Source organism: Sphingosinicella sp., assembly GCF_052387495.1.
Classification (GTDB): Bacteria; Pseudomonadota; Alphaproteobacteria; order Sphingomonadales; family Sphingomonadaceae; genus Allosphingosinicella.
This window is the reverse complement of sequence record NZ_JBQTJC010000121.1, coordinates 1-20486: the sequence shown is the minus strand read 5'-3', so window position 1 is coordinate 20486 and position 20486 is coordinate 1. Positions and strand designations below refer to the sequence as shown.

Here is a 20486-nt window from a genome sequence, read left to right as displayed (position 1 = left end):
GCGGCGCGGATGGGAAGCGAAAAATCCGATTGCCTCAGCTTGCGCTTCGCGAGCGCCGCCGCGGCCAATCGCCGCGTCGCGGGCGTCGCCGCCGTCGTCCGCCTCGTGCGGGAGGTCGACAAGGGCGGCGGCGTCCGGATCGTCCTGCCGGAGGGCGGGCTCGACGCGCGGACGCGCGACGACCTCGCCCGGCTCGCACCCGGTATCGAGATCATCGTCAGTCATGACGATGAGCCGGGGGTTGATGCGCCCGAACTGGACGCGCGGGCGATCCTGCGCGCCACCGCCAAGCCCGGCGACGGCTTCGTCTCGCGCCGGCTGAACCGGCCCGTTTCACAGCGTATCTCCATGCTGCTCCTCCACATCCCAGGTATCCGCCCCGTCCACGCCACCCTCGGCACCGCCTTGCTCGCCGTCGCGATGTTCGCGGCCCTGGTCGCCGGCGGCGAGGCCGGGCTGATCGCCGGAGGGCTGCTGTTCCACGCCGCTTCCGTGTTCGACGGGGTGGACGGCGAGATCGCCCGCGCGACCTGGCGAACCTCCCCGGCCGGGGCGGTGTTCGACACGGCGGTGGACCTCACCACCAACCTCCTGTTCATCGCCGGCGTCACCATCAACCTCGCGGAGCACACCGGCCCGCAGACGATGCTAGTCGGCGTCTGGACGCTCTCCCTCGCCGTAGCCGGGTTCGGCGCGATCATCCTGCGCGAAGCCCGTATTGGCCGAATACTCGACACCGGCGGCGTCAAGCGCCGCTATCAGAGCCGCCGGAGGGAGGGCTTTGCGGCATTGCTGATGGATTGCGCCATCGCGATCTCGAGCCGCGACACCTTCGCGTTCCTGTTCGCCGTCCTGATCCTCGTCGGCCTCGCCTTGCCCGCGCTCTACGTCTTCGCGGCGCTGACGACTGTGTGGTTCCTCTTCGTTCTCGCCTCCTTCCTCCCGGCCTCGGAACGGAACGCCGCCGAGCGAAGCGCTTGACTTCTTTCGGCGTTGTGGCGAGCGTCATCGAGCGGTCATGAAGTGGATGCCGCGTTGAACGGGGGCTTGATGTCGAAGGTCCGGACCGCGATCGTGGGGGTCGGCAATTGTGCCAGCTCGCTCGTCCAGGGCGTCCATTATTATGCCGATCCATCGCGCGGCACGCGCGGCCTGATGCACGCGGAGATCGGCGGCTACGGCCCGGCCGATGTCGAGTTTGTCCTCGCCATCGACACCGACGCCCGCAAGGTCGGCCGCGACATTTCCGAGGCGATCTTCGCGCCGCCCAATTGCACCGCGGTGTTCCAGCGCGATATCCCGACAAGCGGCATCCCTGTCATGATGGGCCGCGTGCTGGACGGGATGGCGGCGCACATGATCGCGGCCGGCGAGCGCGGCTTCGTGCCGGCCGCCGCGCCCGAGGCGGGCAAGGACGAGATCGTCGCCGCGCTGAAAGCTTCGCGCGCGGAGGTGCTGGTCAATTATTTGCCCGTCGGCTCGGAGGAGGCGACGCGCTTCTACATGGACTGCGCGCTCGAGGCGGGCGTGGCGGCGGTCAATTGCATGCCGGTGTTCATCGCCAGCGATCCCGCCTGGGAGCGGCGTTTCCAGGAGCGTCGGCTGCCGATCGTCGGCGACGACATCAAGGCGCAATTGGGCGCCACCATCGTCCACCGCGTCCTGTCCAACCTGTTCGGGCAGCGCGGCGTCGCGGTCAGCCACACTTACCAGCTCAACACCGGCGGCAATACCGACTTCCTCAACATGCTCGATCGGGGCCGGCTCGAATCGAAGAAGGAGTCGAAGACCGAAGCGGTGCAGTCGGCGCTGGCCGAGCGGCTCGCCGAGCCGGACATCCATATCGGCCCGTCCGACTACATCCCATGGCTCAACGACAACAAGCTCTGCTTCCTGAGGATGGAGGGCAGCCTGTTCGGCGACGTGCCGATGAACCTCGAGCTCAGGCTCTCGGTCGAGGACAGCCCGAACAGCGCGGCGGTGGTGATCGACGCGATCCGCTGCTGCAAGGTGGCGCTGAACCGCGGCGTCGGCGGCGCCCTGATCGGCCCCGCGGCTTTCTACTGCAAGCACCCGCCCCAGCAATTCAGCGACGACGTCGCCGCCCAGCTGGTCGAGGAGTTCATCGCCGGCGAGGCGCTGGCGGCGGAATGATCTGCCTGATCATCGCGGCCGGCCTCGGTAGCCGGCTGCGGGCGGTTTCCGATTCCAAGCCGCTGACGCCGGTCTGCGGGGTGCCGCTGATCGAGCATGTCATCCGCGCAGCCGCCGCCGCGGGGGCGACCCGCTTCCATGTCGCGACCGGCCACGAGACGGGACGGGTTGAGGCATTTCTCTCCGACCTCGAGTCCCGGACCGGCCTGCCGATTCGGGCGGTGCGGGTCGCCGACTGGGCCGCGGCGAACGGTCATTCGGTGATCGAGGGCGCGGACGGGATCGATGGCGACTACCTGCTGCTGATGAGCGATCATCTGTTCGATCCGGAGATCGTGCGCGCTTTGAGCCGCGCGCCGCGGCCGGCGGGGCTGCGGCTTGCCGTCGACCGCGATCTGGCGCGGCCGGGCCTCGATCTGGACGACGCGACCAAGGTGGCGTTCGGCGATGGCGGCCGGATCGCGAAGATCGGAAAGTTGCTGGAGCGCTATGACGCCGTCGACACCGGAATCTTCCACGCCACACCCGCCTTGGCGGCGGCCATAAGGGAGGCGATCGCCGGCGGCGGCGTCGGCAGCCTGTCCGAGGGCGTCCAGCGGCTGGCGGACAAGGGCGAGGCGGAAACGATGGACGTGGCCGGGCGCTTCTGGCTCGATGTCGACGATCCGCCCAGCCTGAAGCTGGCCGAAGCGATGATCGGCGCAGCCTAGGCGACCGCCGCCGCCTGTCCGTTCAGATAGGCATAGGAATCGTGCGCGAGCGCGCCCGGCGGCAGCGCATCCCAGAGCGGGCCGAGGTCCCGTTGGATGCGGGCCTTGAAGAATTCGGGGGTCGTACCGGTTTCGCCTTCGAAATAGGCGCGCAGGCCGCGATCCTCGCGGAGCATGCGCGCCATCTCGGCCTGGTAGCGGGGCCGGCCCGTCGTCGCGCCGCGAAACAGGTTGAACAAGCCGGCGGCGCCCGGACGATTGGCGACGAGGCGGCGCCAGGTCCCGCCGGCGCCGAGCGCATGGCGGGTCACGTCCGCCACCCGATCGTAGAAATCCGGCCAGGAATAGTGAAGCGGGCGGATGTTCATGCCGTGGTTGCTGTCGAGGAAGTGGAAGGCCATGGCGTTGATCCGGCCGGCGCGCTGCAGCTCGAGGTTGAGCGGCGAGGCGCGGCCGTAGCAGGTGAAGAGCGAGAAGGCCGGGTAGGCGCCCGGGGTCAGATCGATGAAGGCCTTGGTCAGCTCGAACGGCTCGTCGCCCGAGTCGCAATCGAGGCCGAGGATGAAATTGGTCTGGACCACCGGGATATGGGCGAGGATGCGGTTCACATGGTCCGCGACCTGACGGACCTTGGCCATCCCCGAGACCCGCGTCGCCTTCGACTTGTTGCCGTAATCGTACCAGGATTCGATGCCGGGAAGCATGCCGACGAAGCCGTTGCGCCGGAGCCGGGCGAGATTGTCGTCGGTGAGCAGCGACAGGCTCATCTCGGCGATGTGGCGCATCGTGCCGGGCGACGCGGCTTCCTCGATCGCCCCGAGATAATCGTCGAAGCGAACGCCGAAATTGGGGTCGTGCCAGCCGATGATCGGATTTTTGATCTTCGTCGCGGCGAAGCGCAGATCCGCCTTGAGCTGGTCGAAGGCGAGCGGCTGGTAGGGCACCGTCGCGTCGATGCAGAAGCTGCAGCTATAGGGGCAGCCGAAGCTGCCGATCATCGGCACGAACTTGAGCGGTCCCGCCTTGGCGAGCGTCGCCTCGACGAACTTCCAGCGCTGGCGAAGGCTCGGAATCTCGCGCGGCTGGACGGCGGCGCTCAAGCGGCGGCCATAAGGCCGGTGCGGCGCGGCCTCGCCGATCATTTCGGCGATCTCGGGCTTGCCGGTGAGCCCGAGGACATAATCGAAATGGCGGGCGGCATCTTCCGGATAGCAGCGGGCATGGGGACCGCCGAGCGCGGTGACCGCGCCCTTCGACCGGTAGATCGCGCTAAGCGCGTAGGCGGTGAAGGCGGAAAGCGTGAAGCCGCCGACGATCAGGAAGTCGGTCTCATCGGCGAGGCCGGTCAAATCCTCATAGCCAGTATAACAGAGATAGCGGACGTCATGCCCCAGCTCCTCGCACCAAACCGCGACGACCTGCGGCATGATGCTGGCGAAATTGGGACTCATCTTGCGCTTGAACAGGTCCCGGGTCGGGCCCCGCTCGGCGAGATCGATGATCGTGATCCGCATGCGTTTCCCCCTGCCCCACCTGAGCCCGCTCCCGCGCCGGGAGCAAGCGGATTCTCGCGTCTCCGCTAGGGATAGCGCATCCGGATCGTCGTGGCCGTGTTGGTCCGCGGCACGGCGAGGCGGACCGAGCGGAAGGAGGGCAGGCCGAATAGGGTCCCGGGATTGTTGGTGAAGCCATAGCCCTCCGCCGGCAGCCCGATCGCGCTGCGGTTGAAGCGGCGGTTGGCGTCGGCGTCATGATAGATGGCGAGCGCGTAGGTGCCGGGTGACGGGAGATGGATGCAGGCCCGCGTCACCGGCGCGCGCGCCGGTACCCGCCCGACGTAGAGCGAGCCGCGCCGGGCGAGGAAGCGGCGCGAATCGTCGGCATAGAGGGTCAGCGCGATCAGTCCCTGCGAGGCGCGGACATTCTCGATCGTGACGTAGAGCCGGGTAGCGCTCGGCGGCCCGGTGCACGGCCCCTGCGCTGCCGCGCTGCTCGCGACGAAGAGCGCGGCAACGAAGGCCGCGGCGATGCGCTTGATCATGTCCGGCTCCACGCTGCCCCGCGAGTGGTGACCCCGACAGGATTCGAACCTGTGGCCTACTGATTAGGAATCAGTCGCTCTATCCTGCTGAGCTACGGGGCCATTCTCGCGCCGCCGATGTGGCTCATGAGGCCGCGCCGGTCAATTCTCCTCGCCCGGCTCGGGCACCGGAAAGGGCAAGGGCGAGATGGGGATGCCGTCCTCGGCCAGGCTCTCGGCGTCCGCCCGGCTGGCGCGACCGTGGATCGCGCGTGCCTCCGCTTCGCCGAGGTGGATGGCGCGGGCCTCGTCCGGGAAGCGATCGCCGACATTGTCGCTCTTTTCGAGCAGCTGCCTTTGCATCGTCGCCATCTCGGCGAGCATCTTCTTCATCGCCGCGGGCCAGGGATCGGAGGAGGCATTCCCCTTGGCGCCGATGCGCGGCGCCATCGGCGCCTTGGCGACCTCGAAGCTGCCGCACAGCGGACAGCTCACCAGTCCACGGGTCTGCTGGCTCTCGAACTCAGCGCTGGAGCCGAACCAGCCTTCGAAGACATGGCCCGTCGCGCATCTGAGATCGAAGACGATCACTTGAACGGCTCAGGCCGCGGGATCGGGCGGCGGTGCCAGATCGCGGGCAGGCGGCTGCGCACCTCGTCGACCGCGCCGAGGTCGATCTCGGCGAAGCCGACGCCCGGCCTGTCGGCGCCCATGTCGAGCAGCACCTTCCCCCAGGGATCGACGACGAGCGAGTGGCCGTAGGTGACTCGGCCGTCCTCATGATGACCCACCTGCGCGGCCGCGACGACGAACACGCCCGCCTCGATCGCGCGCGCCCTCAGCAGCACATGCCAGTGCGCCTCGCCGGTCGGCACCGTGAAGGCGGCGGGGACGGCGAGGATCGTCGCGCCGTGATTGCTTAGGCTTGTGTAGAGATCGGCAAACCTGAGATCGTAGCAGATCGACAGGCCGAGCGGCCCGAGCGGTGTCTGGGCTACGACCGCGCCGGTCCCCGGCCGATAGACCGCCGATTCGCGCCAGCTCTCGCCGGTCGGCAGGTCGACGTCGAAGAGATGGATCTTGTCGTAACGCGCGCGGATCTCGCCGGTGTCGTCGATCACGAAGCCGCGATTGACGAGCATGTCGCCGTCCGTGTCGAGCAACGCCAGCGAGCCGAGATGGACCCAGATGCCCGCCCGCCCCGCGGCTTCGCGCACCACGGCCAGCACCAGATCGTCGCTCTCGAAATGAAGATGTTTGGTGGCCCGCGCCCGGTCGCGGTCGAGGAGGCCGCTCATTTCGGGCGTGAACAGCATCGTTGCGCCGGCGGCGCCTCCCTCCTCGACAGCCGCGACCAGATCGCGCGCATTCGCCTCCGGGTCGATGCCGGTTTGCGCCTGGTAGACGGCGATCTTCATCGGTCCGCCAGCAATGGATCGAGCCGCCCGGACGCGTCCAGCGTGTGAAGATCGTCGCTGCCGCCGATATGGCGCCCGTCGATGAAGATCTGGGGGACGGTGGTCCGTCCGTTGGCGCGCTGGATCATCTCTGCGCGCTTCGGCCCGCCCATGGTGATATCATACTCCTCGTACCGCGCGCCCTTGGCGTCGAGCAGCCGCTTGGCGCGCGCGCAATAAGAGCAGAAGATTTTGGAATAAATTTCGACCTGAGCCATCGCCCGAAAGGTGAGAGGCGGCCCGCCCCTTGTCAATGATCGCGGCCGCGCACGACGCGCGCCCAGGTCAGCACCTGGACCTCGGCCGCGCCGGCCCGCTTCAGCTCCCGCGCGCAGCCGTTGGCGGTCGCGCCGCTCGTGTAGACGTCGTCGATCAGCACGACCCGGCGGCCCTTCAGCTCCGTCTTGCGCGCGGGGGGCACCCGAAACGCCCCGCGCAGCGCGTCGCGGCGCTGCCGCGGGCTCATCGCCTTGAGCGGCGGCGTCGCCTTGACGCGGGAGATCAGGTCGAGCCGAGTTTCGAGCCGCGCCCGGCGGCCGAGCGCGGTGGCGACCAAGGCGGCCTGGTTATAGCCGCGCCGCCACAGCCGCCAGCGGTGCAGGGGCACGGGCACGAGGAGCGCGTCCGGCACCGCATCGAGATGGCGCGCCATGAACCGCGCCATGGTCTCGGCGACGCCGGGGCGGCCGCCATATTTGAGCTTCAGCGCGACCTTGCGCGGAATATCGCCATAAGCGACCGCGGCGCGCAGCCGGTCGTAGCGCGGCGGATGCGCCATGCAGCCGCCGCACAAGGCGTCCTCGCCCTGGCCGTAATCGAAGGGCAAGGCGCAGCGCGCGCAGCAGGGCTCGCCGAGAAAGATCAGCTCCGACCAGCAGGGAAAGCAGAAACGGTGCGGCGCTTCGGTGATCGCGCCGCAGGACGGGCAGCGCGGCGGCAGCGCGAAATCGAGCAGCCGCGAAGCGGCGGCGCGGGCCAGGGCGATCGGCGCCTGCATGGAGCTCAGCCTGCCCAGAATCGCCCCCTTGGGCAAGGTTGACAGGCCGGGCAAAGCCGACCATCTGCCCTGCCGGCGGCCCGATGGCGGAGTGGTTACGCAGAGGACTGCAAATCCTTGCACGCCGGTTCGATTCCGGCTCGGGCCTCCACCTTCCTAGGCGCTCTCGCTCTCTTCGGCTCCTCCGTCGGCCTCGCCTTGCTTGCGGCGGGCGGACGGCAGGGTGAAGCAGATGCGGGCGCCGCCGCCCTCGCGATCTTCCGTCCAGATGCGGCCGCCATGCGCCTCGATGATCGTGCGCGAAATGGAGACGCCGAGGCCGAGCCCGGCGCTCTTCGTCGTCGCGAACGGGGAGAAACGCTCGCTCATCGGCTGACTGAAGCCGGGGTCGTTGTCATCGACGCAGACAGTGACGCTTCCGGGCCCCTCGCGCCGGCTGCTGACGAGGATTTCGGGTGCGGCGACCCCTTCGGTCGAGTCATGGGCGTTGCGCAGCAGGTTTACCATTACCTGCTGAAGCTGGATTCTGTCGCCCTTCACCGTGCGGGCGTTGGCGGCGATCTCCTTGTCCACCTCGAACCGGCGGTTCGTGTCCGCCATCGCGATCAGCGCCGCCGCATCGTCGACGATGCGGGTCAGCGAAACCGAGACCAGAGTCTTGGGCTGGTTCGACAGCATCTCGCGCACGCCGCGGATGATGTTGGCGGCGAGATGGACCTGATGCTCCGCCGCGGCCATGCCCTCGACCGCCTCGTCCAGCGCCTCCGCGCCGCGCGCCTTGAGCCGGCCGCGGCTGCCGACGAGAAAATTCGCGGCCGAGGTGAGCGGCTGGTTGAGCTCGTGCGCCAGCGTCGCCGCCATCGCGTTCATCGCCTCGACCCGGGAGAGATGGGCGACATGGGTCTGGAGCAGATCGAGCAGCTTGCGGGCGCTGATATTCTGGTCGGTGCCGTGCAGCCGGACGACCCGGCCGCTCGCATCTTTAGCCGGGATTATGGCGCTCTGGTGATAGGTCTCCGCGCCGCTCGGCAGGTGGACCATATATTCCACCTCCTGGGCCTCGCCGGTTCGGATTGCCGCTTCATGGGCGTGGCGAATCACCGCGCGGCCATCCTCGTTCAGATAGGCCAGGAATTCCTCCAGAGTCGGACTCCCTTGTCCCTCGCGTTCGTACATGGCGAGCAATTGCGGCGACCAGAACGTTTCCCCGGTCCGCACGTTGTAATGCCAGTCGCCGATCTGGCCGATCCGCTGAGCTTCCTGGAGCCGGTGATTGGCCTGCGCCATCTCGACCTCGCGCCGCTCGCGCCGGTTGAGGACCAGGGTGAGCAACGCGGCGAAGGCGATCAGCATCAGGCTGAGCAGGGCCGCGCCGGCAATGAAGATGCGCGCCCGGTGCCGGGAAGGTTCGAGAACCTCCTCGGCCGAGACCCCGTAAACGACGAATAGGGGATACTCCTCGAGCCGGCGCTGGCTGAAATAGCGATCGACGCCGTCCATGACACTCGTCCCCAGATAGGTACCGCTGGGATTGGCGAGCTGGCGCCGCATGAAGGGCTGGCTGGAAAAATCTTCGCCGGCGCTAATCACGCTTCCGACGCGGCGGGCCCGGGCGATGCCGTCGAGGCCGATGACGGACATCACGTCCATCGGCCCAACCCTCGCGTCGCGATAGAAAGCGGTCAGCTGCTCCGGCGGGACGTTGACCGCCATCACTCCCGCGAACGAACCGTCTGGATGATTGAGCCGCCGGCTGAGCCAGATCACGTTGCGGCCGGTGATCGAGGATTCCGTCGGCGCGCTGATATAGAGGCGCCCGGTGTCGCGCCGCAGGTGCGCGCGAAAGGCGGGACGGTCGGCGACATTGGTCAGCGCCGAGGGCAGCGGCGTCGATGTGGCGATGATGTCACCGTTCTCATCTGCGATGCTGACGCCCAGAAAAGGCCCGCCGCGACCGAGGTTGCCGGAGATCCGCGCGGGATTGCCCGGTCTGCCGGCAAATTCGCCGCCGGCGTCGCCGCGTGCGAAGCGGCCGCTGACATAGCGCGTGACCAAGTCCGCCGCCTCGATCGTGCGCCGGACATATTGTTCGAAGGCGATCGTGCGATTCACGTTCTGGCGGATCGCGTCCTCAATCGCCTGGCGCCGTTCGAAGGCGGTCTGCGCGGCGACGAACCACCAGCTGCCAGCGACCAGCAGCAGGCAGAAGGCCCAGATCAGCCACTTGATCAGCCTGGCGCGGCGCGACGACGCGATCGCGGTGGGCGGCGGGGCGATTGCGGTCGGCATCGGTGCCGCTTATGGCTGGCGCCCGCGCGGCGTTCAATCGCCCAGCGCGACGGGAGCGCGATGAACTTGGCGGTGACGAGCGAGATGATGTCCGGCTTCGGCAGCCACTTCGAGACCGAGGCGATGGCGGGCGCGCTTCCCAAGGGCCGCAACTCGCCGCAACGGCCCGCGCACGGTCTCTATGCCGAGCAGCTTTCGGGCACCGCCTTCACCGCGCCGCGCTCCGAGAATCGCCGCTCGTGGCTCTATCGGATGCGGCCCTCCGCCGAGCATCCGCCCTATCGCGCTTATGACGGTGCGAAGCTGTTCGCACCGGGCACGGTCGAGACGCCGATTCCGCCGAACCGGCTGCGCTGGGATCCGCTGACGCTGCCCGACGCGCCGACCGATTTCGTTGACGGACTCGTCACGATGATGGCCAATCGGGACCCGGCCAGCTTCGAGGGTGTCGCGGTCCATATCTATCGGGCCAACCGGGATATGGCGGACCGCTATTTCTTCGACGCGGACGGCGAGGTGCTGCTGATTCCGCAGCAGGGCCGGCTCGACCTCCGGACCGAGCTGGGGCGGATGGAGATCGGCCCGGGCGAGGTGGCGCTGATCCCGCGCGGCGTGCGCTTTTGCGTGCTGCTGCCGGACGGGACGGCGCGGGGCTATGTCGCGGAGAATCACGGCAGCCTGTTCCGCCTGCCGGACCTCGGCCCGATCGGCGCCAACGGCCTCGCCAATCCGCGCGATTTCCTGACGCCCCCCGCCGCCTATGAGGATCGCGACGGCAAGTGCGAGCTCATCCAGAAGTATCTCGGCGCGCTCTGGGTGACCGAGCTCGGTCACAGCCCGCTCGACGTCGTCGCCTGGCACGGCAATCTGGCGCCCTGTACCTACGATCTCAGCCGCTTCAACACGCTCGGGACGGTGAGCTACGACCATCCCGACCCGTCGATCTTTACCGTGCTGACCAGCCCGAGCGACGTGCCGGGCCGGGCCAATGCTGATTTCGTTATCTTCCCGCCGCGCTGGATGGTGGCCGAGGACACGTTCCGGCCGCCCTGGTTCCACCGCAACGTGATGAGCGAGTGCATGGGCCTTATCCACGGCGACTATGACGCCAAGGCCGAGGGCTTCGCGCCGGGCGGGATGAGCCTGCACAATCTGATGGCGGGCCACGGCCCCGACGTGGAGAGCTGGAAGAAGGCGAGCGCGGCGGAGCTCAAGCCCCACAAGATCGAGGGCACGATGGCCTTCATGGTGGAGAGCTGCTGGCCCTATCGCCCGACGCAATTCGCGCTCGAACATGCGCAGCCCGACTATGACTCGGCTTGGGGCGGCTTTCCGAAGGCGAAACTCCCCTAGCTCCCCTGCAGCTTGTGGCGGCGCATCGCGTGGCGGAGTTGATCGTAGGTGAGGCTGAGCGCCGCGGCGGCGGCGCGCTGGTTCCAGCGGCATTTCTCGAGCGCCGCTGACAGGATCGCCTTCTCGTACTCGGCGACGGCGAGGCGAAGGTCCGCCGCCTCGGTCGGATCGTGGGCCGGCGCCGACGCTTCGGCAAGCGCAGCCCCCGCTTCCGCCTCAGCGGGTTTCTCACTCTCCGCCTTCTTTGCCGCCTGAAGCGGCCGCCAGGGCGATTCGAAGGGATCGAACTGAATGTCCTCGATCGGCCCCTCCTGCCCCTCCCAGCGGTAGACGGCGCGTTCGATAACATTGCGAAGTTCGCGCACATTGCCCGGCCAGGGATAGGCGATCAGCTTCGCCATCGCCGCCTCGGAAAAGCCGGGCCAGGTCTCCCAGCCGAGCAGCAGGCCCATTCGCCGCCCGAAATGATCGACGAGAACGGGGATGTCGCTTTCCCGGTGGCGGAGCGGCGGCAGGGTCACGACCTCGAAGCTGAGGCGATCGAGCAGGTCGGCGCGAAAGCGGCTCTCCTCGACCAGCTTGGGCAGATGCTCGTTGGTCGCCGCGACGATGCGGACGTCTACCTCGAGCGGGCGGCTCGCGCCGATCCGGGTGACCTCGCCATATTCGACCGCGCGCAGCAGCCGGTCCTGGGCCGGGCTGGAGAGGGTGGCGATCTCGTCGAGGAACAGGGTGCCGCCATTGGCCTCCTCGAAGCGGCCGGGCCGGGCCTTGGTCGCGCCGGTGAAGGCGCCCGCCTCGTGACCGAACAATTCGGCCTCGATCAAAGTCTCGGGCAGCGCCGCGCAATTCATGATAATGAGCGGACCGTCCCAGCGGGAGGAAAGATGGTGCAGACGCTCGGCGATCAGCTCCTTGCCGGTGCCGCGCTCGCCGATGACGAGCACCGGCCGATCGAGCGGCGCGGCACGGCTGGCGCGCTCCACCGCGTCCAGAAAGGACGAGGATTGACCGACGAGATGAGTGTTCCGCTCCATTCCCACTTATTGGGATATCGCGCCACGTCTTGGCAAGAGATTATCGTTCGCGACAACCCTGAAATGCTGCGTTTTTGGCGGTTTTCCGCCACTTCCGCCGATTGGCACGCCCCCTGCTTAAGAATTGGCGTCACCGCCGAATGGGCGGCGGGACGGGAATGCAACGCCAGGTTTAGGGAGACCGGATATGTTCAATTTCGACAAACTCGCTCGGGTCGCCACCGCCGCGGTCGGCGCGCTCGTCCTTTCCACCCTTTCGGTCGCCGCGGCGGTCGGTCCGGCCCGTTCGGCCGAAACCGCCCCGGTCAGCTATGCCGCTGTCCAGACGGGACAGGCGCATGGCTGAAGCCGAGCCGGTCAAGGTTTCGGTCGGTCGCGCGGAGCTTATCCGGAATAGCCCGCGCGAGCCCCGCCGCAACCGCCCGGCCCGGCCTTATGTAACAGCCAAGGAGTTGTTTCCCATGGGAATTTTTTCGCGGACGCGCGATATTATTGCCGCCAACGTCACCGACCTTTTGGATAAGGCGGAAGACCCGGCGAAGATGATCCGAATGATCATCCTGGAGATGGAAGAGACGCTCGTCGAGGTTCGCGCCTCGGCGGCGCGCACCATCGCCGACCAGAAGGAGATGCGCAGGCAGATCGGCAAGCTCGACCGGCTGCAGGAAGGCTGGGTCGAGAAGGCCGAGCTGGCGCTGTCCAAGGACCGCGAGGACCTCGCCAAGGCCGCGCTCTACGAGCGGCAGAAGGCCGCCGACATGGCCGACCAGCTCAAGACCGAGATCGAGGTGCTCGACGACGCGCTGCGCGCCTCCGAGGCCGACATCGCCAAGCTGCAGACCAAGCTGCGCGAAGCCCGCGCCCGCCAGAACGCGATCGTGACGCGGATGGAGAGCGCGCAGAATCGCGCCCGGCTGCGCGAGCTTTATTCAGGCCCGAAGGTCGACGACGCCTTTTCCCGCTTCGACCTGCTGGAGCGCGAGGCGGACCTTGCCGAGGGCCATGCCGACTCCCTGAGCATCGGCGGCCCGCCCAAGACGCTCGACGAGGAGATCGCCGAGCTTCGCAATTCCGACAAGGTCGACGCCGAGCTCGAAGCGCTGAAGGCGAGCCTCGCCAAGCGCACCAATGGCGGCGAGGCCGCGAAGAAGGAGGGCTGAGCCGATGGACGGAGCTGAAATCCTAATTCCGATCATTGTCGTCCCGGTCCTCTTCGTCATCCTGCCGTGGATCATCTTCCACTACATCACGAAGTGGAAGACCGCCGCCACGATCACTACCGAGGACGAGAATCTGCTCGACGAGCTGCACGATCTCGCCCGCCGGCTCGACGACCGGATGTGCACGATCGAGCGCATCGTCCAGGCCGAGAATCCCAACTGGCGTCAGCTCGGCTGCGATCCGGTCGAAACCGCGCTCGAAGACCGCGGCGAGCGGCTGATGGAAACCGCCCGCGCAACCCGCGCTCCCAGGAGGAAAGCATGACGTCGCAGCGCACCCGCTTCTATCTCGACAAGCAGAACGCCAAATGGTCGGGCGTCTGCGCGGGCATCGCCGACTATACCGGGATGGACGTCACCCTGGTCCGCATCGGCGTGGTGCTGATGACGATCATGGGCGGCTTTCCCTGGACGCTGATCGCCTACTGGATCGCCGCGGCGACCGCGCCGCGCAAGCCGCTCGACCTCTACGACGAGGCGCCCGAGGAGAAGAAATTCTGGCAGGGCGTGCGCGCCAACCCGAAGCGGATTACCCGCGACGTGCGCTCGCGCTTCCGCGACATCGACCGGCGGCTCGCCGACGTCGAGGCCTATGTGACCAGCTCGAACAGCCGCCTCGCGCGCGAGATCGAGCAGCTTCGTTAGTCTCAGTCGCTTGAGGGGTGTGGAAGAATGAATTTCGGTGTCTTCATTCCGATCGTCGCGATCATCGCCTCGGCCTGTGTGGTTATCGCCTTGCTGCGCTTCTCCTACGACAAGCGCGCCCTCGAAAAAGGTTCGAGCGGCAACCGGGAGCTGGAGCGAGAGAACGAGATGCTGCGCGAGACGGTGGCCCGGCTCGAGGATCGGATGGCGGTGCTCGAGCGGATCGCGACCGATCCGGCCGAGCGCACCGCCCGGGAAATCGAGCAACTGCGCTAGCCGCAACAGGGGAGTCGGAACATGGATTGGGGTGGACCGGGATTCGTCATCGCGATCGTCGCGATCAGCACCGTCGGCTGGCTGATCAACAGCTGGATCAGGGCCAAGCACGGCTATCCGCTCGAGAATGAATGGAGCGGCACGACGCACAAGGGAGATCCCGACGCGCAGGCGCGGATCGGCGAGCTCACCGCCGAAAATCGCGAGCTCAAGGGCCAGATCGGGCGGATGGAAGAGCGCCTCGCCGTGCTCGAGCGGATCGCCACCGATCCGGCCGAGCGCACCGCCCGCGAAATCGAAAATCTCAGGAATTAGGGGACCAATCAAATGCCCTTCGAAGTCCTCGCCCCCGTCGCCGCTCTCGTCGGCCTCGCCGCCATCGCCGGCTGGGTCGTCACCACCTGGTTGCGCGTCAGGCACGGCTATCCGCTCGAAAGCGCCTGGGGCGAGTCGGTCTATCCCAAGAGCAATGACGAGGCGATGGAGCGGATCAAGTTGCTCTCGACCGAGACTGCGCAATTGAAAGCCGAGCTCGGCGCGATGAAGGACCGGCTCGCCAATGTCGAGCGCATCGTCACCGACGACAGCCACCGCCTGACTCACGAGATCGAAGCCCTGCGCGGGCCGGCGAACTGAAGCGAAAGGACTAGAAGTGCCGCAGCAGCCCGACCTCGCCGAACAGGTCATCGTTCCCCACCTCCCCTGGATCATCGGCGGCGGCATGCTGCTGGGCCTGATCGCGATCCTCGCCTGGGTGTTCCTGACCTGGCTCAGGATCAAGCACGGCTATCCGCTCGAAACCTCGTGGGGCAAGTCGGTCGAGCCCAAGATGACGACCGAGACGGCCGAACGGATGAAATTGCTCTCCGGCGAGAACGCCCAACTCCGCGCCGAACTGGGCGCGGTGAAGGACCGGCTCGCCAACGTCGAGCGGATCGTCACCGACGATAGCCACCGGTTGACCCACGAAATCGAAAATCTGCGCGGCAAGCGGAACTGAGGAGGACGCGATGGACAAGACCTGGCTCGTTGTCGGCTTCTTCTTCGTGGTGGTCGGCATCCCGGTGATCGCCGGCGTGGCCGCCGACGCGTTCAAGCGCTGGCTGAAGCACAAGGAGAAGCTCGCCGAGGCGCTCAACGCCGGGACGGCGGAAAAGGCGGCGCAATATGCAGCGCAGAACGAGCGGCTGGAGCAGCGCGTACGCGTGCTCGAGCGGATCGTCACCGACAAGGGGATCGAGGTGGCCGACGAGATCGAAAGACTGCGGGACAGGCCGCTGAACTAGGCAATCAGGCGAGACAGGCAGGAGCATCGATGCAAAGCAGTCACATCATGGTGATCATGATCGTCCTGATCGTGATGATCGCCAGTGTCTTCAGGGCCAAGTATGGCGGCGGCCGGAGCCGGCACGGCCACGGCTTGCCCGCCACCCGCGACGATGCCGAAACCCGGCATTTGCGCGACGAGGTGAAACAGCTCCGCGAGCGGCTGCAGGTGCTCGAGCGAATCACGGTGGAGAAGGAAAACAGCCTCGAGCGCGAGATCGAAAAGCTGCGCGACCGCTAGGAAGATGAGATGACCGATCCCACGCTCCTCGTTCTCGCCTTCGCCGCGACCCTTGCGCTGGCGCTGGTCTCGGCCGCCGCCCTGCGCGGCTGGCAGGGCTGGCTGGAGCTCAGGCGGCTGGAGCTGAATGGCGGCCGGGCCGCGCCCGGCGCGCGGGGGCCGGCCCGAGTCGAGCTGACCGAGCTGCGCGACCGGGTGCGCCGGCTTGAAGCCCTCGCCAATGGCGTCGAGGGCTGACGCTTAGGGTGACGAATCCGGACGTTGGGGCTAAGGCCGCCGGCATGGCCTTCCAATCGATCGACGAGGTGTATGCCGATTACGAGCTGCTCGACGCGGACGACCGCTACCGGCTGCTGATCGACCTCGGCCGGGCGCTGGAGCCGATGCCCGAGCCGCTCAAGACCGACGCGACCCTGGTGCGCGGCTGCTCGGCCGCGGTCTGGGTCTATCCGCTGCCGCGGGATGACGGACGGCTGCATTTTCTCGCCGACAGCAATGCAGCAATCACCAAGGGCATCGTCGCCCTGATCCTGCTTGCCGTGCAAGACCGACGCCCAAGCGAGATCCTCGACCTCGACATCGAGGCCGCCCTTGCCCCCTTCGACCTCAGGAATCAGCTGAGCTCGAACCGCACGCAGGGTATCCCCAACATGATCGCGCTCGTCCGCCAGACCGCGGAGCGGCTGGCCTGATGAGCGACCCGCGCAGCCCGGAGACGTCCTTCGATCCCGAGAAGTTCATGTCCTATGTCCGCCGGGTCGGCCACGGCGGCGCGCTCGGCATCGCCTATGTCGCGCATGGCGAGGATTGGGCGGAGCTGAGCCTGCCTTACCGCCCCGAGCTGGTCGGCATGCCGGAGAGCGGGATCATCGCGTCGGGCCCGATCATCAGCCTGATGGACATGGCGACCAGCCTGGCCATCTGGGTTCGGCTCGGCCATTTCCGCCATCAGGCGACGCTCGACCTGCGCGTCGACTATCTGCGTCCGGCCGTGCCCGAGCGGACGATCACCGGCCGCGGCGAATGCTACGGCCTCACCCGCAGCGTTGGCTTCGTCCGCGGCCTGGCGCATGACGGCGATCCGGACGATCCGGTGGCGCATGTCTCCGGCACCTTCATCGTCACCGAGTGACTCTCAGGCGGCCTTTCGCACCTGCTCCTCGATCTCGCCGGGAACGAGCCATTCCAGCTCGAGCGCCTCGTTGAAACGGGCCTGACCGGCGAGCACCGCGTCCTCGATCGCCTGCTCGCGCTTGGCGCGCCAGGCCCCGACGAGCACGTCGGTACGATAGCGATAGAGCGACATAATAGCGCCCCCCACATCGTTACTTCAGCACTCGAAGAATTGTCGAAGAAGAGAAAGGTTCCGCGCGGCTCAAGCTGCGTTGCGGCGCTCTTCGGACTTGCGCAACACTTCGTAGGCGGCCTGGATCGCCTGGAAGCGGGTGGCGGCTTCGGCGTCGCCGGGCTTGAGATCGGGGTGGTTCGCCTTGGCGAGGCGGCGATAGGCGGCCTTCACCGCTTCGAAATCGGCGTCGGCCTCGAGCTCCAGCACGTCCAGCGCGCGCATCTCGTCGCGGCCGCGGCTGCCGTCGCCGGGGCCGCCCCAGCCGTAATAATTGGCCTGCTTGAAAGCGCCGGCATCGCGCTGCTCGGCCGCTTCGCGCGCCGCGATCTCCTCGGCGGTCAGCCCCTCGAAATAATTCCAGTTGCGATTGTACTCGGCAGCGTGCGCTTCGCAGAAATGCCAGCGCTCTCGGCTGTTCGGCGATTTCGGCGCGGGCCGGTCGCCCGGCTCGTCGCAGCCGTGCCGGTCGCACTTACGCACGGGCTCGGCCTGGCGCGTGGAGCCATAGCCACGCCAGCGGGGAAAACCCCAATCGTCCGATCGCCTGTGCCGCGCCATGATCTTCCAGATAGGCAAAGGCCGGCGCCGGGGCCAGCCTGAGCAGGGAAAAATGCCAGAGGGTCTGTAAGCCGGGTTCTGTCCTCCGCCGTCGCCAAGGCTAAGGCGGATGTGCGGCCATTCCTCTAGGAGGCGGATCGCTCCGCCCCTCAAGCAACCAACCCGGGCGACGAGCGGGAACACGCCCATATGCCGCCCCTATTCGGTCTTGCTCCCGGTGGGGTTTGCCGTGCCGCCGCCGTTGCCGGAGGCGCGGTGGGCTCTTACCCCACCCTTTCGACCTTGCCGGACCGAAGCCCGGCGGACTGCTTTCTGTGGCACTGTCCCTGGGGTCGCCCCCGCCGGGCATTATCCGGCACCGTCGTTCCATGGAGCCCGGACTTTCCTCTCCTCCCTCGCGGGAGCAGCGGCCGCCCAACCCTCTGGCCTACCCTATATAGTCCGGCCGCTCTGCCGATCCAACAGCAGAGCGAGGAGGATAGCGCGGCACTCGCCGTCGATCTCGCCGTCGAGCAGCTCGGGGCGGAAGCGGCGCTGGAAGGCAAGCACCGCCGCCGCCCGATCGCTGACGTCATAGCCCCAGCGCTCGAGCGCGAGCAGGAAGCCGCCGTCGGTCCAGTGCGGATCGGCGAGGGCGCGAGTCGGGCGGGGAACGGCGAGGCCGTGGCGGGCCAGCCGCGCCCAGTCGAAGAGCTCGCCCGGATCCTGCTTGCGCGCGGGCGCGACGTCGGAATGGCCGACGACATTGGCGGGCGGCACGTTGTGGCGGCGGACGATGCCGGCGAGCAAGGGAACGAGCGCGTCCATCTGCTGCTCGGTGAACGGGCGGTAGCCGAATTCGTGGCCCGGATTGACGATCTCAATGCCGACGCTGCAGGCGTTCACGCCGTGGACCCCGCGCCAATAGGACTGGCCGGCATGCCAGGCGCGCTTGTCCTCCGCGACGAGACGCAGCACCTGGCCGTCTTCGGCGAGCACGTAATGCGACGAAACCCGCGCCGCCGGATCGCGCAACCGGGCGATCGCCGAGGGGCCGTCCTCCATCCCGGTGTAATGGAGCACGATCATCGAGACGGGCTGGTCGCGCTCGTCGAAATTGGGCGACGGGGCCTCGACGATGTCGTCTTCCACGCCTCTTTACCGCGCCAAAAGCGGCGCGGCGTCAAGGCGGATCAGGCGACTCGGGCGGGCCGTACTGCTGCCGGGGACGCTGCGGCGAGCCGGTAGAGGCCGCGATGCTCTGAATCCGGGGTGAAGCGGTCGGTCTGGCCGAGCACGGTCTCGCCGGCGCCGAGCATCAGGGTGCCGTCGTCCGCGACCGCCTGGGCGAGGCGGTTGAAGGCGAGCCGGCGCATGTCGGGCGCGAAATAGAGCAGGACGTTGCGGCACAGGACGATGTCGAAACTCCCCGGCGAAGGCGGCGGCTCGAGGATGTTGGCCACCTCGAAGCGGACGCTCGCGCGCAAGGCGGGGTCGATTTGCCATTCGCCGCCGCCCTGCTCGGAGAACCAGCGCAGCATCTGCCTGATCGGCAGGCCACGCTGCACTTCGAACTGCGAATAGGTGCCGGCGCGGGCGCGGGCGACCGCGCTCGCCGAAAGGTCGGTGCCGACGATGTCGATCGTCCAGCCCTGCCAGCGGGCCTTGTCGGCGGCGAAGCTCATCGCCAGCGAATAGGCCTCCTGCCCGGTCGAGCAGCCGGCGCACCAGATCGACAGCCGGCGCTTGCCCGCGCGCGCCTTTTCCAGCTTCTTGACCGGCCCTTCGAGCAGCAGATCGAAGGGCAGCTTGTCGCGGAAGAAATAGGTCTCGTTGTTGAGCAGGGCTTCGATCACCCGGTCGGAGAGGGCGCGGTCCTGACCGGAGACGAGGCGCGCGACGAGCTGATCGATGCCGGCGAAGCCCCGCTCGCGGAGGATCGCGGCGAGCGCTGTATCGATCCGCCAGCGGCGGTTGAAGGCGAGCTGCTGGCCGGTGCGCGCCTCGAGCAGGCTGGCCAGGATGCGTTGCGAGGAGGCGCTGATTTCCATGCTAGCGCCCCTTCGCGGCCACTGCGACGCGGCGCGCGAGGTCGGCCGGCGGCAGCACGGCCGAGGCAAGACCCGCTTCGGCGATGACGCGCGGCATGCCCCAGACGGCCGCGCTGGCCCGGTCCTGCGCGAGGATCGCGCCGCCGGCGTCGACGAGGCGGCGCGCGCCGAGCAGGCCGTCGCGCCCCATGCCGGAAAGAATGACGCCGAAGCCCGTGTCGCCATAGGCCTTGGCGACGGAGGCGAACATCGGGTCGACCGAAGGACGACAGCCCGAGAGCGCGTGGCTGCGGTCGAGCCCGATGCGCACTTCGGCGCCGTTCCGGATCACGCAGAGATGCGCATCGCCCGGCGCGACGTGGATGACCTCCGGGCGGACGGCTTCACCTTCTCTCGCCACGCGCGCCTCGCGACCGGCGGCGCGTTCGAGCTGGCGGGCGAAGGAGGCCATGAACGCCTCGGGAAGGTGCTGGGTGACGAGGATCGGCGCCGCGAGCCGGGCCGGCAGTGCGGCGAGGAAATCGATCAGCGCGGGTAGTCCGCCAGTGGACGCGCCGAGAGCGAGGCAGCCGACCGGTCCTTTCGGCAGATCGCGAAGCACGAGCTGGGGTGAGTCTCGCCCCATAACGGGATCCGGCGCGCGGACGGCGCGGCCGAGGCGGCGGAGCCGGTCGGCGAGAACATCGGCGAAGCGGCCGGCGAAATCGGCGGCGCCGGGTTTAGGCAGGGTATCGGCCGCGCCCTGCGCCAGCGCGCGGACGGTGGTCTCGGCGCCGTCTTCGGCCATCGACGAGACGATGAGGACGCGGGCGCCGCCGCTCGCGC

The 20486-nt window shown here is 67.9% G+C and carries 30 protein-coding genes, 2 tRNA genes and 1 other RNA gene; 18 read left to right on the top strand and 15 right to left on the bottom strand.

Annotation, left to right across the window (positions count from 1 at the left end):
* The first annotated feature begins 9 nt into the window (after positions 1-9).
* The 3 genes from ACT4N8_RS06920 (at position 10) to ACT4N8_RS06910 (ending at position 2864) form a co-directional block, all read left to right on the top strand.
* Complete coding sequence (locus ACT4N8_RS06920; protein WP_444857401.1) at positions 10-981, top strand: CDP-alcohol phosphatidyltransferase family protein; 972 nt, start codon at positions 10-12, stop codon at positions 979-981.
* A 69-nt stretch (positions 982-1050) separates the two neighbouring features.
* Entirely contained in the window at positions 1051-2154 is a 1104-nt protein-coding gene (locus ACT4N8_RS06915) for an inositol-3-phosphate synthase (protein WP_444857400.1), read from the top strand.
* Positions 2151-2864, top strand: coding sequence for a phosphocholine cytidylyltransferase family protein (locus tag ACT4N8_RS06910; protein ID WP_444857399.1), 714 nt, complete (start codon positions 2151-2153; stop codon positions 2862-2864). Before ACT4N8_RS06915 ends, ACT4N8_RS06910 begins: the two co-directional genes overlap by 4 nt.
* Here the strand turns inward: ACT4N8_RS06910 and ACT4N8_RS06905 are convergent.
* The 7 genes from ACT4N8_RS06905 to ACT4N8_RS06875 all read right to left on the bottom strand — a co-directional run bounded on the left by ACT4N8_RS06905 (position 2861) and on the right by ACT4N8_RS06875 (position 7338).
* The gene (locus tag ACT4N8_RS06905; RefSeq protein ID WP_444857398.1) at positions 2861-4378 is read right to left on the bottom strand and encodes a radical SAM protein; all 1518 of its coding nucleotides are present in this window, start codon (positions 4376-4378) and stop codon (positions 2861-2863) included. The genes ACT4N8_RS06910 and ACT4N8_RS06905 overlap by 4 nt on opposite strands.
* A 65-nt stretch (positions 4379-4443) precedes the next feature.
* Positions 4444-4905, bottom strand: coding sequence for a DUF2141 domain-containing protein (locus ACT4N8_RS06900; RefSeq protein WP_444857397.1), 462 nt, complete (start codon positions 4903-4905; stop codon positions 4444-4446).
* Between the two features lie 25 nt (positions 4906-4930).
* Positions 4931-5007: transfer RNA gene (locus ACT4N8_RS06895), tRNA-Arg, on the bottom strand.
* A gap of 39 nt (positions 5008-5046) precedes the next feature.
* Positions 5047-5475 carry a DUF1178 family protein gene (locus ACT4N8_RS06890; protein ID WP_444857396.1) on the bottom strand — a complete coding sequence of 143 codons (429 nt, stop codon included), beginning with the start codon at positions 5473-5475 and terminating at the stop codon, positions 5047-5049.
* Positions 5472-6302, bottom strand: coding sequence for a carbon-nitrogen hydrolase family protein (locus ACT4N8_RS06885; RefSeq protein ID WP_444857395.1), 831 nt, complete (start codon positions 6300-6302; stop codon positions 5472-5474). The genes ACT4N8_RS06890 and ACT4N8_RS06885 overlap by 4 nt, the downstream gene beginning before the upstream one ends.
* A complete protein-coding gene (gene grxC / locus ACT4N8_RS06880) occupies positions 6299-6559 on the bottom strand; it encodes a glutaredoxin 3 (RefSeq protein ID WP_444857394.1) in 261 nt (86 codons plus the stop codon). Before grxC ends, ACT4N8_RS06885 begins: the two co-directional genes overlap by 4 nt.
* A 32-nt stretch (positions 6560-6591) precedes the next feature.
* Positions 6592-7338, bottom strand: coding sequence for a ComF family protein (locus ACT4N8_RS06875; RefSeq protein WP_444857393.1), 747 nt, complete (start codon positions 7336-7338; stop codon positions 6592-6594).
* 77 nt (positions 7339-7415) lie between these two features.
* On the opposite strand from ACT4N8_RS06875, the gene ACT4N8_RS06870 reads away from it, so the two are divergent.
* Positions 7416-7489: transfer RNA gene (locus ACT4N8_RS06870), tRNA-Cys, on the top strand.
* A 5-nt stretch (positions 7490-7494) separates the two neighbouring features.
* Here ACT4N8_RS06870 and ACT4N8_RS06865 read toward each other — a convergent pair.
* A complete protein-coding gene (locus tag ACT4N8_RS06865) occupies positions 7495-9627 on the bottom strand; it encodes an ATP-binding protein (RefSeq protein ID WP_444857392.1) in 2133 nt (710 codons plus the stop codon).
* A gap of 60 nt (positions 9628-9687) precedes the next feature.
* Between ACT4N8_RS06865 and hmgA the strand changes: the two genes are divergently transcribed.
* On the top strand, positions 9688-10980 hold the full coding sequence (gene hmgA / locus ACT4N8_RS06860; protein WP_444857391.1) for a homogentisate 1,2-dioxygenase: 1293 nt from the start codon (positions 9688-9690) through the stop codon (positions 10978-10980).
* Here hmgA and pspF read toward each other — a convergent pair.
* Entirely contained in the window at positions 10977-12017 is a 1041-nt protein-coding gene (gene pspF / locus ACT4N8_RS06855; RefSeq protein ID WP_444857390.1) for a phage shock protein operon transcriptional activator, read from the bottom strand. The two genes, hmgA and pspF, sit on opposite strands and share 4 nt — an antisense overlap.
* A gap of 187 nt (positions 12018-12204) precedes the next feature.
* Between pspF and ACT4N8_RS06850 the strand changes: the two genes are divergently transcribed.
* From ACT4N8_RS06850 to ACT4N8_RS06790, 13 genes are all read left to right on the top strand, one after another.
* Positions 12205-12363, top strand: coding sequence for a hypothetical protein (locus ACT4N8_RS06850; RefSeq protein WP_444857389.1), 159 nt, complete (start codon positions 12205-12207; stop codon positions 12361-12363).
* Positions 12364-12478: 115 nt separating this feature from the next.
* A complete protein-coding gene (gene pspA, locus ACT4N8_RS06845) occupies positions 12479-13177 on the top strand; it encodes a phage shock protein PspA (protein WP_444857388.1) in 699 nt (232 codons plus the stop codon).
* A gap of 4 nt (positions 13178-13181) precedes the next feature.
* Entirely contained in the window at positions 13182-13502 is a 321-nt protein-coding gene (gene pspB, locus ACT4N8_RS06840; protein WP_444857387.1) for an envelope stress response membrane protein PspB, read from the top strand.
* On the top strand, positions 13499-13882 hold the full coding sequence (gene pspC / locus ACT4N8_RS06835; protein ID WP_444857386.1) for an envelope stress response membrane protein PspC: 384 nt from the start codon (positions 13499-13501) through the stop codon (positions 13880-13882). Before pspB ends, pspC begins: the two co-directional genes overlap by 4 nt.
* Before the next feature lie 27 nt (positions 13883-13909).
* Positions 13910-14158 (top strand): hypothetical protein, encoded by a 249-nt coding sequence (locus ACT4N8_RS06830; protein ID WP_444857385.1) that lies wholly within the window; start codon positions 13910-13912, stop codon positions 14156-14158.
* A gap of 21 nt (positions 14159-14179) precedes the next feature.
* Positions 14180-14473 (top strand): hypothetical protein, encoded by a 294-nt coding sequence (locus ACT4N8_RS06825; protein WP_444857384.1) that lies wholly within the window; start codon positions 14180-14182, stop codon positions 14471-14473.
* Between the two features lie 12 nt (positions 14474-14485).
* Positions 14486-14794, top strand: a complete 309-nt coding sequence (locus tag ACT4N8_RS06820; protein WP_444857383.1) for a hypothetical protein — start codon at positions 14486-14488, stop codon at positions 14792-14794.
* 85 nt (positions 14795-14879) lie between these two features.
* Positions 14880-15158 (top strand): hypothetical protein, encoded by a 279-nt coding sequence (locus ACT4N8_RS06815; protein ID WP_444857428.1) that lies wholly within the window; start codon positions 14880-14882, stop codon positions 15156-15158.
* 10 nt (positions 15159-15168) lie between these two features.
* Complete coding sequence (locus tag ACT4N8_RS06810; protein WP_444857382.1) at positions 15169-15444, top strand: hypothetical protein; 276 nt, start codon at positions 15169-15171, stop codon at positions 15442-15444.
* A gap of 29 nt (positions 15445-15473) precedes the next feature.
* Entirely contained in the window at positions 15474-15725 is a 252-nt protein-coding gene (locus ACT4N8_RS06805) for a hypothetical protein (RefSeq protein ID WP_444857381.1), read from the top strand.
* 9 nt (positions 15726-15734) lie between these two features.
* Positions 15735-15962 carry a hypothetical protein gene (locus tag ACT4N8_RS06800; RefSeq protein WP_444857380.1) on the top strand — a complete coding sequence of 76 codons (228 nt, stop codon included), beginning with the start codon at positions 15735-15737 and terminating at the stop codon, positions 15960-15962.
* Positions 15963-16006: 44 nt separating this feature from the next.
* Positions 16007-16417 carry a SufE family protein gene (locus tag ACT4N8_RS06795; protein WP_444857379.1) on the top strand — a complete coding sequence of 137 codons (411 nt, stop codon included), beginning with the start codon at positions 16007-16009 and terminating at the stop codon, positions 16415-16417.
* Positions 16417-16857 carry a PaaI family thioesterase gene (locus ACT4N8_RS06790; protein ID WP_444857378.1) on the top strand — a complete coding sequence of 147 codons (441 nt, stop codon included), beginning with the start codon at positions 16417-16419 and terminating at the stop codon, positions 16855-16857. The genes ACT4N8_RS06795 and ACT4N8_RS06790 overlap by 1 nt, the downstream gene beginning before the upstream one ends.
* 3 nt (positions 16858-16860) lie before the next feature.
* Here ACT4N8_RS06790 and ACT4N8_RS06785 read toward each other — a convergent pair whose 3' ends face one another.
* From ACT4N8_RS06785 to ACT4N8_RS06760, 6 genes are all read right to left on the bottom strand, one after another.
* A complete protein-coding gene (locus tag ACT4N8_RS06785; protein ID WP_444857377.1) occupies positions 16861-17031 on the bottom strand; it encodes a hypothetical protein in 171 nt (56 codons plus the stop codon).
* A 69-nt stretch (positions 17032-17100) separates the two neighbouring features.
* On the bottom strand, positions 17101-17631 hold the full coding sequence (locus ACT4N8_RS06780) for a J domain-containing protein (RefSeq protein ID WP_444857376.1): 531 nt from the start codon (positions 17629-17631) through the stop codon (positions 17101-17103).
* Positions 17632-17682: 51 nt separating this feature from the next.
* Positions 17683-18057, bottom strand: an RNA gene (gene rnpB / locus ACT4N8_RS06775) — RNase P RNA component class A.
* A 6-nt stretch (positions 18058-18063) separates the two neighbouring features.
* Positions 18064-18762, bottom strand: coding sequence for an N-acetylmuramoyl-L-alanine amidase (locus tag ACT4N8_RS06770; RefSeq protein WP_444857375.1), 699 nt, complete (start codon positions 18760-18762; stop codon positions 18064-18066).
* A gap of 41 nt (positions 18763-18803) precedes the next feature.
* Positions 18804-19661, bottom strand: a complete 858-nt coding sequence (locus tag ACT4N8_RS06765) for a CheR family methyltransferase (protein WP_444857374.1) — start codon at positions 19659-19661, stop codon at positions 18804-18806.
* 1 nt (position 19662) lies between these two features.
* The coding region (locus ACT4N8_RS06760) for a chemotaxis protein CheB (RefSeq protein ID WP_444857373.1) at positions 19663-20486 on the bottom strand (824 nt) is incomplete at its 5' end.